At 59.8% G+C, this 16,251-nt stretch carries 14 protein-coding genes; 9 read left to right on the top strand and 5 right to left on the bottom strand.

Features of this window, described 5'->3' with window-relative positions; genetic code table 11:
• Window positions 1-138 precede the first annotated feature (138 nt).
• The 3 genes from AN476_RS05465 to AN476_RS05455 all read right to left on the bottom strand — a co-directional run bounded on the left by AN476_RS05465 (window position 139) and on the right by AN476_RS05455 (window position 1,911).
• Complete coding sequence (locus AN476_RS05465) at window positions 139-489, bottom strand: RidA family protein (RefSeq protein ID WP_054459966.1); 351 nt, start codon at window positions 487-489, stop codon at window positions 139-141.
• A gap of 76 nt (window positions 490-565) precedes the next feature.
• Entirely contained in the window at window positions 566-928 is a 363-nt protein-coding gene (locus tag AN476_RS05460) for a hypothetical protein (RefSeq protein WP_054459965.1), read from the bottom strand.
• Window positions 929-1,038: 110 nt separating this feature from the next.
• Entirely contained in the window at window positions 1,039-1,911 is an 873-nt protein-coding gene (locus AN476_RS05455) for a MurR/RpiR family transcriptional regulator (RefSeq protein ID WP_054459964.1), read from the bottom strand.
• Between the two features lie 183 nt (window positions 1,912-2,094).
• Between AN476_RS05455 and AN476_RS05450 the strand changes: the two genes are divergently transcribed.
• The 7 genes from AN476_RS05450 to AN476_RS05420 all read left to right on the top strand — a co-directional run bounded on the left by AN476_RS05450 (window position 2,095) and on the right by AN476_RS05420 (window position 10,201).
• Window positions 2,095-2,880, top strand: coding sequence for an N-formylglutamate amidohydrolase (locus AN476_RS05450; RefSeq protein ID WP_054459963.1), 786 nt, complete (start codon window positions 2,095-2,097; stop codon window positions 2,878-2,880).
• Window positions 2,881-2,914: 34 nt separating this feature from the next.
• Window positions 2,915-3,469 (top strand): TRAP transporter small permease subunit, encoded by a 555-nt coding sequence (locus tag AN476_RS05445; RefSeq protein ID WP_371257302.1) that lies wholly within the window; start codon window positions 2,915-2,917, stop codon window positions 3,467-3,469.
• On the top strand, window positions 3,469-4,971 hold the full coding sequence (locus AN476_RS05440; RefSeq protein ID WP_054459961.1) for a TRAP transporter large permease subunit: 1,503 nt from the start codon (window positions 3,469-3,471) through the stop codon (window positions 4,969-4,971). The genes AN476_RS05445 and AN476_RS05440 overlap by 1 nt, the downstream gene beginning before the upstream one ends.
• A gap of 78 nt (window positions 4,972-5,049) precedes the next feature.
• Window positions 5,050-6,084, top strand: a complete 1,035-nt coding sequence (locus tag AN476_RS05435; RefSeq protein WP_054459960.1) for a TRAP transporter substrate-binding protein — start codon at window positions 5,050-5,052, stop codon at window positions 6,082-6,084.
• 59 nt (window positions 6,085-6,143) lie between these two features.
• The gene (locus AN476_RS05430) at window positions 6,144-7,505 is read left to right on the top strand and encodes a glutamine synthetase family protein (protein ID WP_054459959.1); all 1,362 of its coding nucleotides are present in this window, start codon (window positions 6,144-6,146) and stop codon (window positions 7,503-7,505) included.
• A 76-nt stretch (window positions 7,506-7,581) separates the two neighbouring features.
• Window positions 7,582-8,964 carry an aldehyde dehydrogenase family protein gene (locus AN476_RS05425; protein ID WP_054459958.1) on the top strand — a complete coding sequence of 461 codons (1,383 nt, stop codon included), beginning with the start codon at window positions 7,582-7,584 and terminating at the stop codon, window positions 8,962-8,964.
• Window positions 8,965-9,055: 91 nt separating this feature from the next.
• A complete protein-coding gene (locus AN476_RS05420; protein WP_054459957.1) occupies window positions 9,056-10,201 on the top strand; it encodes an iron-containing alcohol dehydrogenase in 1,146 nt (381 codons plus the stop codon).
• Window positions 10,202-10,291: 90 nt separating this feature from the next.
• On the opposite strand, the gene AN476_RS05415 is transcribed toward AN476_RS05420, so the two are convergent.
• On the bottom strand, window positions 10,292-11,296 hold the full coding sequence (locus AN476_RS05415) for a LacI family DNA-binding transcriptional regulator (protein WP_054459956.1): 1,005 nt from the start codon (window positions 11,294-11,296) through the stop codon (window positions 10,292-10,294).
• 164 nt (window positions 11,297-11,460) lie between these two features.
• Between AN476_RS05415 and gap the strand changes: the two genes are divergently transcribed.
• Window positions 11,461-12,498 carry a type I glyceraldehyde-3-phosphate dehydrogenase gene (gene gap / locus AN476_RS05410; protein WP_054459955.1) on the top strand — a complete coding sequence of 346 codons (1,038 nt, stop codon included), beginning with the start codon at window positions 11,461-11,463 and terminating at the stop codon, window positions 12,496-12,498.
• Window positions 12,499-12,643: 145 nt separating this feature from the next.
• Window positions 12,644-14,641, top strand: a complete 1,998-nt coding sequence (locus tag AN476_RS05405; protein ID WP_054459954.1) for a cache domain-containing protein — start codon at window positions 12,644-12,646, stop codon at window positions 14,639-14,641.
• A gap of 180 nt (window positions 14,642-14,821) precedes the next feature.
• Here the strand turns inward: AN476_RS05405 and AN476_RS05400 are convergent, their stop codons facing one another.
• On the bottom strand, window positions 14,822-16,198 hold the full coding sequence (locus AN476_RS05400; RefSeq protein WP_253279835.1) for a sigma-54 dependent transcriptional regulator: 1,377 nt from the start codon (window positions 16,196-16,198) through the stop codon (window positions 14,822-14,824).
• Between the last annotated feature and the right edge of the window lie 53 nt (window positions 16,199-16,251).

The raw sequence follows: 16,251 nt of genomic DNA, 5'->3' as shown, positions 1-16,251 counted from the left end.
AAAAGCCAAACCGCCGCCACGACTCGCAAATTCACCAGGATCGACTCGCAAAACCCTGCCTCCTGACCCAAAAATTGGAAAAGGCCCGACCAGGGGTCGAGCCTTTGACTTGAAACAATAAAGAAGCTTATTCGCCCCTCAGGGCTTGGCCGCTGTCACAAGGAACTCGACCAAGAACTCGGGCAGGGCCAGCTTGGCTTCTCCGCAGGCGCGCGCAGGGGCATGGCCTTCGGGCACCCAGGCGTCCCAGACTGCATTCATCTCAGCAAAGTCCTTCATGTCCGCCAGCCAGATGGTGGTCTGCAACAGGCGAGTCTTGTCTGAGCCAACCTCGGCCAGCAGGGCATCGATCTGATCCAGGCAATCCTGGGTCTGCTGCGCCACACTGGCACCCTTGGTGCCAACTTGGCCGGCCAGATAGATGGTGTCACCATGGGTGACGATCTGGCTCATGCGGGTGCCGGTGTGAAGACGGGTGATTTCGGACATCTATAGACTACCTATTGTGAAAAGAGAGGCCCCAGCCTCAAGCGCCGGGGCACATGGGCCGGATCAAAGACCAGGCTTACTCAGAAAGCAACCACTGGCCACTGGCAGATTTGCAGAACTTGCGATCAATTTTGCGCGCAGCTGAAGCGCCACCAGGAAAGGCCGTGTGGCGCAGAGACAGGCACCCGCCCTTGCTGCCCGTCACCTTCACCGCACCATGCGCACTGGTTTCCGGGTTGGACCATTTGACAGAGCTGCCACTGCGGGTGCCCACAGCCCCATAGAGCGCCCGCTCCGCCGCACGCATGGCGTCAAAATCTCCAGGCTTGAGCGGAGATTGCGCCAGGATTTGGCTCAACGGGGCCGCGGCCAAGGGCGTTGCGAGACCGCCCGCCAAAGCCAAGACAACAGCCGACAGGAAAACAGGGGGATTCAACATCACTTCTTCACCTCAATAAAAACGCCGCAGAAGAAACACAGCGGTCCAGCTCAGACTGCCCCAAGCCTTCGCTTCTGTCCATGCGCCGCGCCCTGGGCGGGCAAAGGCTTTCAGGAAAATTTTCGAAACAGTCTCGTCATATCAAAGAGCTCGTCCAGGCGGTCATAGCGATCCTTGGTCTTATCCCAGCTTTCCTCCTGGGTGGCGGCAATCATCGCCTCCAACAGCATCATGGTGGAAATATTGGAATCCCAGGCCGAGGGGATTTCAACCCAGCAGTTAAAAGCAAATTCAGCCACGCCCGCCACTGGGCTGGCCCATTGATCGGTGATCAGCACCACTTTGACGCCCCGTTCGGCGGCCAGCTCAGCCAGGCGCTGAAGATTGGTTTCATAGCGGCGCACGTCAAACATCAACAGCGTGTCCCCGGCCTCCATGTCCAACACATAATGCGGCCAGGTGGCGGAAGACGAGGTCATATGGGTGACCCGCTGCCGGATCGCCTGAAAATGGGTAAAAGCGTAATCCGCCAATGCCCGGGTAATGCGGCCGCCAACGACATACAGGCGCCCATCGGTATTGGCGAGCTGGCGCACCGCCGCATCGAACTGCTCGGAATCGACATTGGAAAAAGTCTGACCAAGGTTATCCGTCACCGCCTGTGCAAATCTGTTCAGCAGATGACCCTCCGGGGCCTCCGAGGCCCAGTTCTCGCGGCGCTGTGTCGGCCCCGAGACCTTGGCTTCCAGCTCCTTCAGCAACGCCTGATGGAACTGCGGATAGCCCTTGAACCCCAGCTTTTGCACCATCCGCGCCACCGTGGGTGTCGAGACATCCGCATTCGACGCAACGATGGTGATCGAGGCAAGCCCGGCAGCCGGATAGTTTTCCAGCAAGGAATTGGCGAACTTACGCTCTGATTGGGTCAGGGTTGCATATTGCTGGCGGATCAGCTCGCGGACGGTCAGGGGCGGTTTGGTCAAGGCGGGGCTCCTCCCTTTGGCAATCCAAACACTGGATCACCTGGCCGATCAAAAAACGGGCAATAGGCGCAGCATATAGACGAACAGACGCTGCCATTGCCAGCACAGTAAAAATCTCTCCTGAAATTATATTGACAGAAATATCCCTTCATGAAAAGATTTTTCCAAAATGGAGAGAGGTGAATGGTTTTGAGCGATTCCAAAGCTCGCGACGCGGCATATGAAGTCTACAACGGCGCAGGGCGCGGTGGGGCCTTGATCCTGTGCGAGCATGCCAGTCACCATATCCCGCAGCGCTACGGCAATCTGGGGTTGGCCGAGGCGGATCGCCAAAGCCATGCAGCTTGGGATCCGGGCGCACGGGCGGTGGCGCAGGCGCTCGCCGATGCTTTGAATTCGCCCCTGATTGCCTCCTGCGTGTCCCGTCTGGTTTATGACTGCAATCGCCCGCCAGAAGCCGCATCGGCAATGCCGGAGAAATCCGAGCTGATCGAGGTGCCTGGCAATCGGGACCTGACGGTCGCGCAGCGCGCGGAACGCATTCAAACGGTCTATCGCCCCTTTGTTGAAGCTGTCAGCCAAATGGTAGAAACCCGCAAGGCGGCAGGGCTGCATACCGCTTTGATCACCGTGCACAGCTTTACCCCCGTCTATTACGGCAGCCCCCGCGCGGTGGAGATCGGCATTCTGCACGACAGCGACAGCCGGTTTGCCGATGCCATGCTCGCGCAGGCCCCTGCCCTGTCGCAGCGGCGAGTGGAGCGCAATGAACCCTATGGGCCCGAAGACGGTGTCACCCACTCGTTGCAACTGCATGGTCTGGATAACGGATTGGCCAATGTGATGATCGAAGTGCGCAATGATCTGCTGCGCAGCCCAGAAGAGGAAGCCCAGATGGCAGAAGAGCTATTGACCCTGCTGCGCCCGGCGCTGGCAGCCTTGCAGCCGGAGGGCAGCCTCAGTGCCTAAGCTTATTCTGCGCTATATTCGCGCCGTCGAGGCGATGAACCGGGTGATTGGCCGTTTTGCCATGTATCTCATCTTTGCCCTCATCGCAGTGCTCCTGTGGTCTTCGGTTTCCAAGACCTTTTTCAATCCCTCACTTTGGACGCTGGAGATGGCTCAATTCATCATGGTGGCCTACTATATCCTGGGCGGCCCCTATTCGATGCAGATGGGATCGAATGTGCGGATGGATCTGTTCTATGGCGGCTGGACCACCCGGACTAAAGCCTTTGTCGATGCTTTCACCGTTTTGTTCCTGATGGTTTATCTTGGCATTCTTCTATACGGCGCGGTCAGTTCCATGGCCTATAGCCTCGGCTATTTTGGCCTCGAGCCTTTCTCCTTCTTTGGCGACATCATCGCCACCTTCTTTACCGAAGGCCCAAGTGCGGCCTGGAGCAAGCTTGGCTATATCGAGCGCAGCTCCACCGCCTGGCGCCCCTATCTGTGGCCGGTGAAATCCATTCTCTGCTTCGGCGTCTTCCTGATGCTGTTGCAGTGCCTAGCTGAATTGTTCCGCGATATCGGACGTCTTCGCGGAGTTGAAATCTGATGCCTTATGAATTGATCGCCATTGTCATGTTTGCCGGCATGATGCTGATGCTGATGACCGGCCAGCGGGTCTTTGGGGCCATTGGCTTTGTCGGCGCAGTCGCGGGCATGCTGCTCTGGGGCACGGGCGGGGTCGAGATCCCCTTTGCCGCCTCGATGAAGCTGATGAAATGGTATCCGCTGCTGACGCTGCCAATGTTCATCTTTATGGGTTATGTGCTGTCTGAATCCAAAATCGCAGACGACCTGTACCGGATGTTTCATGTATGGATGGGGCCTGTGCAGGGGGGGCTGGCCATTGGCACCATCGGGTTGATGGTGCTGGTCTCGGCGATGAACGGGCTGTCGGTGGCGGGTATGGCCATTGGCGCCACCATTGCGCTGCCGGAACTCCTGCGCCGCGGCTATGACAAGATCCTGGTGACCGGCACCATTCAGGCGGGTTCCTCTCTAGGCATTCTGGTGCCACCCTCGGTGGTGCTGGTGCTCTATGCGATGATCGCGCGCCAGCCTGTTGGCCAGCTCTGGTTGGCCGGCGTGGTGCCGGGCCTGCTGATGGCCACCATGTTCATCATCTACATCTATATCCGCGCCAAGATGCAGCCGCATCTGGGCCCGGTCATGACCCATGAGGAGCTGGCAGAATATGATGAGATCAGCAGCCATCCGCTGCGCCTCAACTACATCGTCCTGGCTGGGATCGTGCTGGTGCCGCTGCTGGTCAAGCTGGATGTGATTGCACCAAAATCCGCCATTGGCTTTGCCCTTGGTGCAGCCGCGCTGGCCTTTTTCACCCGCGCCATGCCGCTGTTCTACCGCGATGTCTTTCTGAAAGAAAAACACCGGCTGCTGTTCTCTGGCGTACTGCCCCTGGCGATCTTTGCCACCATGATGGTGCCCTTTGTGAATGGCTGGACCTCGCTGGTGGAAAGCTCTGCCATTGGCGCCATGACCGCCTTTGTTGCTGCGATCCTGAAGGGGCGTATGAACAAGGCGATCTTTGAAACCACCGTGCGCTCGACCCTGGGCATCTCCTGCATGTTCATGTGGATTATCCTCGCCGCGCTTGGCTTTGGCGCCATCTTTGATGGCTTGGGTGCCGTCAAGGCGATCGAGGATCTCTTTACCAGCCAGCTGGGCCTCAGCCCCTGGATGATCCTGATCCTGATGCAGCTCAGCTTTATCGTGATGGGCACCTTTCTGGATGATACCGCCATGCTGGTCATCGTGGCGCCGCTCTATGTGCCGCTGGTTGGCGCGCTGGGGTTCGATCTGATCTGGTACGGGGTGCTTTATACCATCACCACTCAGATCGCCTATATGACGCCGCCTTTTGGCTACAACCTCTTCCTGATGCGCGCCATGGCGCCGCCCGAGATCGGGCTCAAGGATATCTATATCTCCATCATCCCCTTTGCCGCCGTCATGGTGGTGGCCCTGGCCCTGATCATGGCCTTCCCACAGATCGCCCTATGGCTGCCGGAACTGGTCTATGGGCGCTGATGGACCCTCAAATAACCCAAGAAGAGCCCCGCTCGGGGGCCCAATTTCAAGACTGAAATTCAACAAGGAGTGAGAGTAATGACAACAAGACGTAAGTTTCTGCAAACCGCTGGTGTGGGGGCAATGGCCGCCCCATTGGCGACCCCAGCCCTGGCTCAATCCACCATCAAATGGCGGATGCAGACCTATGCCGGTACTGCCCTGGCCGAACATGTGGTGAAACCCGCCATCGACATGTTCAACCAGATCGCGGGCGACCGCATGCAGATCGAGCTGTTCTACGCCGATCAGCTGGTCCCCACCGGTGAGCTGTTCCGCGCCATGCAGCGCGGCACCATCGACGCGGTGCAGTCGGATGATGACTCGATGGCCTCGCCAACTGAGGTCACCGTCTTTGGCGGCTACTTCCCCTTCGGCTCGCGCTACTCGCTCGATGTACCTGTGCTGTTCAACCAGTACGGCCTGAACGAGATCTGGGACGAAGAGTATTCTAAGGTTGGCGTAAAACACATCTCTGCCGGGGCCTGGGATCCCTGCCACTTTGCCACCAAAGACCCAATCCGCAGCCTCGCGGATCTGAAGGGCAAGCGCATCTTCACCTTCCCAACGGCGGGTCGTTTCCTCAGCCAGTTCGGCGTTGTGCCTGTGACCCTGCCTTGGGAAGACATCGAAGTCGCCCTGCAAACCGGTGAGCTCGACGGCGTTGCCTGGTCTGGCATCACCGAAGACTACACCGTTGGCTGGGCCGATGTGACCAACTACTTCCTGACCAACAATATCTCTGGTGCCTGGGCTGGGTCCTTCTTTGCCAACCAGGGCCGCTGGAACGAGCTACCCGAAGATCTGCAGACCCTGTTCCGCGTCTGCTGTGACCAGTCGCACTACTATCGTCAGTGGTGGTATTGGGGTGGCGAAGCCTCCCTGCGGGTCAACGGCCCCAAAATGGAGCTCACCACCATTCCCGACGAAGAATGGGCCACAGTCGAAGGCGCAGCTGTCCAGTTCTGGGACGAGATCGCAGCCGAAAGCCCCACCAAGGCCAAGGTTGTCGAGATCTTCAAGAAGTATAATGCTGACATGCAAAAAGCCGGCCGCCCCTACCGCTACGGCTAAACCAATCTGTTCCGGCGCGGTCCGCGCCGGAGCACCCTATCTGAACAGGAAAATGCCCCATGACTGGTGTTCTGACTTTTGACGATCTGAAAGCCCAAGTTGCCGCAGGCGACGTTGATACCGTGCTGGTCTGCCTTGTGGACATGCAGGGCCGCCTGATGGGCAAGCGCTTTCACGCCGGGCATTTTGTTGCTGGCGCCTATGAGGAAACCCATTGCTGCAACTACCTGCTGGCCACTGACCTCGAGATGGCGACGCCCGATGGATTTGCCTCGACCAGTTGGGAGTCGGGCTATGGCGATTATGTGATGAAGCCGGACCTGACCACCCTGCGCCCCCTGCCCTGGCTCGAAGGCACGGTGATGGTGCTCTGTGATGTGCTGGATCATCACCACCACGAAGAGGTCCCCCACAGCCCCCGCGCCATTTTGAAGAAACAGATCCGCCGCCTGGACGCGCTTGGCTTTGACGCCATGACCGCAACCGAGCTGGAGTTCTTCCTGTTCGAGAAAAGCTTTGACGACATCCGCAAGTCGGAGTTCCGCGATTTGCAGCCTATCTCCGGCTATAACGAAGACTACCACATCCTGCAGACCACCAAGGAAGAGCATGTGATGCGCCCGCTGCGCAATCACCTGTGGAACGCTGGCATCCCGGTGGAATGCACCAAGGGCGAGGCCGAGACCGGTCAGGAAGAGCTGAACATCAAGTATGGCCGCGCTCAGGATACCGCCGATTTCCACACCATCGCCAAACATGCCACCAAAGAGATCGCCTGGCAGCAGGGCCACGCTGTGACCTTCCTGCCCAAATGGCACCACGACAAGGTTGGCTCCTCCTCTCACGTGCATCAATCGCTGTGGAAAGACGGCAAGCCCGCCTTCTATGACGCCGAGGATGCGCTTGGCATGTCCCCGCTGATGAAAAACTACATGGCCGGCTTGCTGAAATATGCGCCCGATTACACCTATTTCATGGCGCCCTATATCAACAGCTACAAGCGCTTCATGAAGGGCACCTTTGCCCCGACCCGCATCATCTGGTCGGTGGACAACCGCACCGCCGGCTATCGCCTTTGTGGTGCCGGCAGCAAATCCATTCGGGTGGAATGTCGCATTCCGGGGTCGGATATGAACCCCTACCTGGCGATGGCCGCCATGCTGGCCGCCGGCATTGCCGGTATCGAAGAAGGGCTAGAGCTGCAGCCCCCTGCCAGCGGTGATGTCTATCAGGGCGACAGTGGCATGATCCCTGAAACCCTGCGGGAGGCGCGTCTGAGCCTGAAAGGCTCTGACATGCTGCGCGCCGCCATGGGAGACGATGTGGTGGATCACTATACCCGCGCAGCGGAGGTTGAGATCGAAGATTTTGACCGCGTGGTCACCGACTATGAAATCGCCCGAGGGTTTGAGCGCGCCTGACGGCGCGCAGCCTCCGGCGGGAATATTTTTGGAAAGATGAAAGGGGGTGCCCCTTTCAAACGAGATGAGGAAGACCATGGGCCAGACCCTGAAATGTATCTCTCCGATAGACGGATCCGTCTATGCCAGTCGCGAAACACTCAGCCGCGACGAAGGCTTTGCCACTGCCAGCGCCGCCCGAGCCGCGCAAAAAGCCTGGGCCGCGCGCCCGCTGCAAGAACGCATTGATCTGGTGATGGCAGGCGTCGCGGCTGTCGGCGCCATGAATGACGAAATCGTGCCAGAACTGGCCCATATGATGGGGCGCCCCGTGCGCTACGGCGGCGAGTTTGGCGGCTTCAACGAGCGCAGCTCCTATATGGCAGCGATCGCCGAAACAGCTCTGGCGGATATCGAAGTCGGCGAAGACGAGAACTTTAAACGCTATATCAAGCGGGTTCCACATGGGGTCGTCTTTATCGTCGCCCCCTGGAACTACCCCTATATGACGGCGGTGAACACGCTGGCGCCTGCGCTGATTGCGGGTAACACCGTAGTGCTGAAACATGCCACCCAGACGCTCTTGGTGGGCGAACGGATGGCAGCGGCCTTCCACTCTGCTGGAGTTCCAACTGATGTGTTCCAGAATGTCTTCCTGGATCACGACACCACCTCGGCCCTGATTGCCGATCGCGCCTTTGACTTCGTCAATTTTACTGGTTCGGTTGGCGGCGGCCAGGCGATGGAGCGCGCCGCAGCAGGCACCTTCACCGGTGTCGGAACTGAGCTCGGCGGCAAGGATCCTGGCTATGTGATGGAAGACGCCGATCTGGATGCGGCCGTAGACACTTTGATCGACGGCGCCATGTTCAATGCCGGTCAGTGCTGCTGCGGTATCGAGCGTATCTATGTCCATGAAAGCCTTTATGATGATTTTGTCGCAAAGGCTGTGGAGATCGTAAAAGGCTACAAACTGGGCAACCCGCTGGACGCCGACACAACCATGGGCCCCATGGCCAATGTGCGTTTTGCAGCCGAAGTCCGCGCCCAGATCGACGAGGCCGTTGCCGCTGGCGCCACTGCCCATATCGACACTATGGAAGCAGATGACGGCGGTGCTTACCTGACACCACAGATCCTGACCGATGTGACCCACGAGATGCGGGTGATGCGCGATGAGAGCTTTGGCCCTGTTGTAGGCATAATGAAGGTCTCCTCGGATGCAGAGGCCATTGGCCTGATGAACGACAGCGAGTTTGGCCTCACCGCCTCGCTCTGGACCCGCGATCTTGACCGTGCCGCCCGCATCGGCGACCAAATCGAAACCGGCACCGTCTTCATGAACCGCGCTGACTACCTGGATCCTGGCCTGTGCTGGACCGGCTGCAAAAACACCGGCCGCGGCGGCGGGCTCTCTGTCATTGGCTATCAGAACCTTACCCGCCCCAAAAGCTACCACCTGAAAAAGCAAACAAGCTAACATATCATCTTTCTAGAAATATTCCGGGGGAGCTTGCCAGAGGCAAGCGGGGGCAGCGCCCCCTTCCCGGTCTCAACACAGGAACACGCAGATGTCTCTCGTTGGAAACTGGTCCTACCCGACCGCAATCAAATTTGGCGCTGGCCGGATCAAAGAACTGAGCGAGGCCTGTGCCGCCGCCGGCATCACCAAGCCCCTGCTGGTCACCGACAAAGGCCTTGCCGATCTGCCGGTCACCCAAGGCACCCTCGACATCATGGAGGCCGCAGGCCTGGGTCGTGGCATGTTTTCCCAGGTCGATCCCAACCCGAATGAAAAGAACCTCGAAGCCGGTGTCGCAGCCTATAAGGCCGGCGGCCATGACGGTGTGATCGCCTTTGGCGGCGGCTCAGGGCTGGATCTCGGTAAAATGGTTGCCTTCATGTGCGGCCAGACCCGCCCGATCTGGGACTTTGAAGACATCGGCGATTGGTGGACCCGCGCCGATGCAGAGGCCATCGCGCCCATCATCGCCGTGCCCACCACCGCGGGCACCGGCTCGGAAGTTGGCCGCGCCTCTGTGATCACCGACAGCGTCAGCCATGTAAAAAAGATCATCTTCCACCCCAAAGTGCTGCCTGCCGTAGTGATCTGTGATCCTGAGCTCACCGCTGGCATGCCCAAGTTCATCACCGCAGGCACCGGCCTTGACGCCTTTGCCCATTGCGTCGAGGCTTTTTCCTCGCCCCATTACCATCCGATGAGCCAGGGCATCGCGCTGGAAGGCATGCGTCTGGTCAAGGACTACCTGCCGCGCGCCTATGCCGATGGCACTGATATCGAAGCCCGCGCACAGATGATGTCGGCGGCGGCCATGGGGGCCACCGGTTTCCAAAAGGGCCTTGGCGCCATCCACGCCATGAGCCATCCGATTGGGGCCCATTTCAACACCCACCACGGCACCACCAATGCGGTCTGCATGCCTGCCGTGCTGGAGTTCAACGCGCCTGTAATCGCGGATCGGTTCGATCAGGCCGCCGCCTATCTCGGCATCGACGGTGGCTTTGATGGCTTCAAGGCCTATGTCCAAGAGCTGAACGACAGCATGGGCATCCCGCGCAAGCTCTCTGATCTGGGCGTCACCGAGGCCTCGATCCCGGATCTGGTCAAGGGCGCGATCATTGACCCCTCCTGTGGTGGTAACCCGATCGAACTGACCGAAGCCAATCTCACGCAGCTGTTCAAGGCCGCACTCTAACCGGTCCGGCTGCGCCCGGCGCAAGAAACATGCAAAAGGCCCCTGAAAATTTTCGGGGGGCCTTTTGCAATTTCCCAGGCCAAACCGCCGCTATAGCGATTGCCCCAGATTGATGCTCGGGTTGAGGGTTTCACAGATTGGAGGCAACTCGCCGGTGCTGTCGCGGGCCTGCAATATGATCTGTGCAGCCCGTTCGCCAATGGACCGGCGGCAGGAATCCGTGGTGGCCAACTGCAGCGGCAAGCCGGACAGGATCTGCAGATTGTTGAACCCGGCCAGCGCGACATTCCCTGGCACCGACAGGCCATTGGCGAGACAATGCATATAGCCGCCCACGCTCATCACATCGCTGGAGTAATAGATGCAATCGACCTCTGGCTGCCGTGTCAGCATCTCTGCGGTCAATGCGCGCCCCGTCTCGATCGAACTGTCCCCCGCATAGTGCTCTCGATCCACCAAAGAGACGCCGTTGCCCGCCAGTTCCTCGACAAAGCCATCAAAACGTTTTCGCGCCCGAAAATCCTGCGGCATCTTGGTGCCGATAAAGCCAATACGGCGATAGCCGCGCGCCAAGATCTGCGCTGCCATATCCCGCCCCGCCTGCAAATGCGAAATGCCCACACAGTGGCGCAGCGGGGTGCCATCCACATCCATGACCTCGACCACCGGACAATCGGTCTGCCGCAGCATCTTCCGGGTGGCCTCGTTGTGCTCCAACCCGGCCACGATCAACCCTGAGGGGCGCCAGCTGAGCATTTCACGGATGACTTCCTCTTCTTCCTCCAGCTCATAGCCAGACACCCCGACCACCGGTTTCAGCGGGCTTTGTTTCAGGATCGACGAAATCCCGGACAGGACTTCGGGGAAAACAAAACTATTGAGCGAGGGCACCACCACCGCCACCAGATTGACCGATTGCGACGACAGGGATCCGGCGATGCGATTGGGCACGTAGCCATGGGAGCGGGCGATCTCTTCGACCTTGGCGCGGGTGGCGGCGGAAACATCCCGCGCGCCCCGAAGCGCGCGGCTGGCTGTCATTTCGCTGACACCGGCTAAGCGGGCAACATCCTTCAGGAGCATTTTCTTGGTCATGGGCGCATGGTCTTGCACTTCGCGTCCCACCGCAAGGGCAGCTAGGCAATGTCACGGGATTGAGACTTGCTTTTCCGCCTCGTTAGCGATAACGCTTCAAGGTACGTTATCGCTAACGTCTCAAAATCCCCTCTTAGAGCCGCACCCCCGCATCGGAGCTTATCATGACCCTGAAAATCGCAATCAATGGATTTGGCCGCATCGGGCGCGGCGTGATGCGCGCCCTTTTGGAAAGCCAGGACCAGGACATCCAGGTGGTGGCCATCAATGACCTGGCGCCACCTGCGACACTGGCGCATTTGTTGAAGTATGATTCCGTTCATGGGCGCCTGAAATCCAAGGTCGCCCATGGACCCGATCACCTGGTGGTCGATGGGAAAGACATTCGCCTGACAGCCATGCGCGACCCCAAAGACCTGCCCTGGGCGGATGTGGACATCGCCTTTGAGTGCACCGGCCATTTCACCAGCCGCAGTGCCGCATCGGCGCATCTGGGAAATGGCTCCAAACGCGTTCTGATCTCTGCACCCGGCAAAGAGATGGATCGGACCGTGGTTTACGGCGTCAACCATCAGGCGCTAACCTGTGATGACCTGATTGTCTCCAATGCCTCTTGTACAACCAACTGCCTGGCCCCGCTGGCCCAGGTGCTGGATCAGACCTGTGGCATTCGCACCGGCTATATGACCACGATCCATGCCTATACCGGCGACCAGCCCACCCATGACAGCCCCCACAGCGACCTTTATCGTGGGCGTGCAGCAGCCCTGTCCATGGTGCCCACCTCTACCGGAGCGGCCCGCGCCATTTCCGAAGTCCTGCCACAGCTCAAGAACCGCCTGGAAGGCTCCGCAATTCGGGTACCGACCCCCAATGTCTCGGTGGTGGATCTGAGCTTTGTACCAGAACGCCCAGCGACGGTGGAGGCCATCAATGCTGCCGTTCAAGCCGCAGCAGAAGGGCCACTCAAAGGCGTTCTGTCCTATGAGCCGGATCCGATGGTCTCGGTGGATTTTAATCATGACCCCCATTCCTCCTGTTTTGCTGCCGCACAGACCTCTGTGACCGCTGACGGATTGGTCCGAGTGGTGAGCTGGTACGACAATGAATGGGGCTTTTCCAATCGGATGCTGGACACCGGCCGTCATATGGGTCGCCTGATCACCAAGACGCAGCCTCAGCCCCTGGCCCAGGCGGTCTAGCCAGCCAAGCCCGGGGTTCTGGCAGCCCGGCCCCTGCGCCCGGCTTTTGCTTGCTTTGCCAGGCCTGAAAATGGCATCCTTGCAGGAGGCAAACAGCACGGGCTGCCCGGGGCGCTTGCCCTGAGAAAGCCAAGGGGGAAAGCCATTGAAATCCGTCCGTCTCAGGCTGCTTCTGCTGGCCCTTTTGCCGCTGTCCTTCCTGATGCCTTTGCTCCTGACCTTGGCGATGGCGCGTTGGAACGCGGATTACGACGCGGTGCTGATCGCCAAGGTCGAAAGTGACCTGCGCATTGCCGAGCAATACCTGGGCCATTTGCAGACCGGCAGCGCCGAGCGGCTGCGCAGCATCGCCAATTCCACTGAGTTTCAACAGGCTCTCAACAAGGGGCCTGCCGAGGTTCAGGCCCATCTTCAGGCCCTGCGCGGCGCGCTGCAGCTTGATTTTCTGGAGTATCTTACCCCGGCTGACCTCGCCTCTCCTCTGGGCAGATGGCCGGTCATTCAGGCCGCAACCCAAGGCCAACGGGACTCGCAGATTGATATCTTCACGGCCAATGATCTGGCCATAGCTGCGCCGCATCTGGTGGACCAAGCCCGTATTCCCCTGATCGAAACAGAGGCCGCCGCACCAACATCGCGGCAGGTCGAAGATCGCGGTATGGTTCTGCACACTGCCGCCCCTGTTGTCACCCTCGGCCATCACGGGGTGCTGCGCGGGGGGCGCCTGCTCAACCGCAATCTGGATTTCATCGACACCCTGAACGCCTTGGTCTACCTCGGCGGGCCTGCCGAACAAAACCGCCAGGGCACCGCCACCCTGTTTTTGGAAGATACCCGTATCTCCACCAATGTACGCCTCTTTGAGGAGGTGCGCGCCCTTGGCACCCGGGTCTCCGCAGTGGTGCGCAATCAGGTGCTCAAGGAGGGGCTGACCTGGCTGGACCGCGCCTTTGTGGTCAATGACTGGTATATCTCGGGCTATCTGCCCCTGACCGACAGTTTTGGTGCCCGTGTTGGCATGCTTTATGTCGGCTTCCTCGAAGCCCCCTACAGCGCTGCCAAGCGCGAGGCCTATTGGACAATCGTTGCGGTTTTCCTGACCGTTGTAGTGCTTTCGGCACCGCTTTTTCTCTGGCTGGCCAAAGGGATCTTTTCACCGCTGGAACGGATGAGCCTCACCATGAAGCGGGTCGAACGCGGTGATCTGACCGCCCGCAATGGCACCACCCGGCGGCAGGATGAGATCGGCCAGGTGGCCGGGCACCTGGACAGCCTGCTGGACCAGATTCAGGAGCGCGACCAGCGGCTGCGCGACTGGGCCGGAGAGCTCAATGAACGTGTGGATCAGCGCACTGTCGAACTGCGCGCCGCCAATCTGAAACTGGAAGAGACCTTCAAACAGTTGGTGATGAGCGAAAAGCTCGCCTCGATTGGCGAGATCACCGCCGGGGTGGCACATGAGATCAACAACCCGGTGGCGGTGATCCAGGGCAATGTGGATGTCATGCGCATGGCCCTCGGGCCAGCGACGCAGCAGGTCGAGACCGAGCTGGACCTTATCGACAACCAGGTCATGCGCATTGGTGCCATCGTTGGCAAGCTGCTGCAATTTGCCCGCCCCTCAGAATTTGGCACCTTTGAGGAAAGCCTCTATCTGGCGCCCCTGGTCAGTGACTGCCTGGTCCTGGTGGATCACGTGATCTCGCAGCAGGAAATCCGGGTCGACAAGCGCTTTGATCTGGGGAGCCAGCCGGTGCCGCCTGTGCGTATTGACCCCGGCGAACTGCAACAGGTGGTGATCAACCTCATCCTCAATGCGACCCAGGCTATGCAGGGCGCCGGGACCCTGCTCTTGTCACTGGAGGCTGCAGACCGGGATGGGCGCCGCGGCGCCCTGCTCACAGTTGCCGACAGCGGCTGCGGCATCGAAGAGGACAAGCTCTCGGCAGTATTCAATCCCTTCTATACCACTAAACTGGGCGAAGGCACGGGCCTGGGCCTGTCAATCAGCCAGACCCTGATCCAGCGCGCCGGTGGCATAATCTCGGTACGCAACCGCAAATCCGGCGGAGCTGCCTTCTCTATCTGGCTGCCTTGCGCAGAAGAGCAGTCTGAGCAGGCAGCCACGACGGCGGCACAGTAACTGTCCTCTTGCGCAGCCTCTCAATCCTTATCCGCAGACCCTAAGCTGCAGACACACCCGCGCTGTGCGCAGCACGGCGCCCGGCCCAAGGCCATTGGCCCTGCGCTGGCCCCGCCAGCGCAGGGCCTGGGCGCGGGAGAGCTGCCTTTCTCTGGAAGAGACGAACATCTCCGGCTGGGATCACACGTCCCAGCTGGAACATTTGCGATCAACGGTTTTGCGCGACACGCCCAAACGCCGCGCGGCCTCTGCCCGGTTGCCGTCGCAGGCGTCCAGCACATGCATGATATGGCGCTGGGTGACCAGATCCAGGGATTCCACCGCTGCCATCCCCGTGATCCCCCCCTTGCCGGCGAACTCCTCAGGGAACTCCCCCAGGATCACCGAGCGTTCGATCAAATTGCGCAGCTCCCGCACATTCCCCGGCCAGTCATAGCGTGAGAATTTCAGCAGCGTCTCCTCGTTCAGCTCCAACGCCGCCATCCCAAGACTGCTGGCAAACTGCTCCATAAACAGGGCCGCCAGTTCGACAATATCTTCCACCCGGTCTTTCAAGGGCGGCATCTTGATCTCAACCACATTGATCCGATGATAGAGATCAGCGCGAAACCGGCCCTCGGCCACCGCCTGTTCCAGATCCGCATTGGTGGCAAACAGGAACCGCAGGTTCAGCGGGATGTCCCGTTCCGCCCCCACGGGCCGCACCCGCTGATCCTCCAGCACCCGGAGCAGCGCCGCCTGGACCTGATCCGGCATCTGCGCCACCTCGTCCAGAAACAGAGTGCCGCCATCGGCATGCAGGAACAATCCGTCCTTGCGCCGGTTTTGATCGTCAATCAGGCCAAAAAGCTCATGCGCTATACGGTCCGGCGCGATGGCCGCACAGTTCACCGCCACAAAAGGTTTCTCCGCCCGCTCCGACAGCGAATGCAGGGTACGGGCCGCAATTTCTTTGCCGGTGCCGCTGGCGCCGGTGAACAAAACTGGCGTTGGCAGCGGCGCAAGGCGATGCAGCATATCGCGCGCCTGGCTGATCGCTGCGGATTTGCCCAGCAGCCGCCCACGCGCGGCGTTGCCCTCGGCAGACAGCTCATGCTTTAGCAGATAATTTTCCCGCCGCAGATATTTGCGATCCAAGGCCCGCGCCACCGAATTGAGGATCTGATTGGCCCGAAAGGGCTTCAGCACAAAATCCGCCACCCCGGCCCGCAGCGCCAGAATTGCCGTTTCCAGATCGGCATAGGCGGTGACCAGAATGGTATCCGCAAACAGCCCCACCCGGCGCTGTTCCTGCACCCATTCCAGGCCCGTCTTACCCGGCATTACATTGTCCAGAATGATCAGATCAAAATGGGCCTGATCCAGAATGGTCGAGGCCGCCGCAGCCGAGGCCGCCTGCTCCACCCGCTTGCAACGCGGCTCCAGGATTTTGGTGAGGAAGTTGCGCATGCCCGGCTCGTCATCAATCACCAGGATCGAGGCCCCGGCCAGGCTTTCGCCATATTCGTCGCGCGTGCTGTCAGCCGGACGCATTGCCGTCACCATCCCGTCTCTCATCCCCATGCCTCCCCGAGCCTTACGCCTTTAGCTGCAAAAATCAAACCTTACGG

Origin of the sequence: Phaeobacter sp. 11ANDIMAR09, from assembly GCF_001294455.1 — a bacterium.
Lineage (GTDB): Bacteria > Pseudomonadota > Alphaproteobacteria > Rhodobacterales > Rhodobacteraceae > Pseudophaeobacter.
The sequence above is the reverse complement of the archived record's forward strand: the minus strand, read 5'-3'. Positions and strand labels throughout refer to the sequence as shown.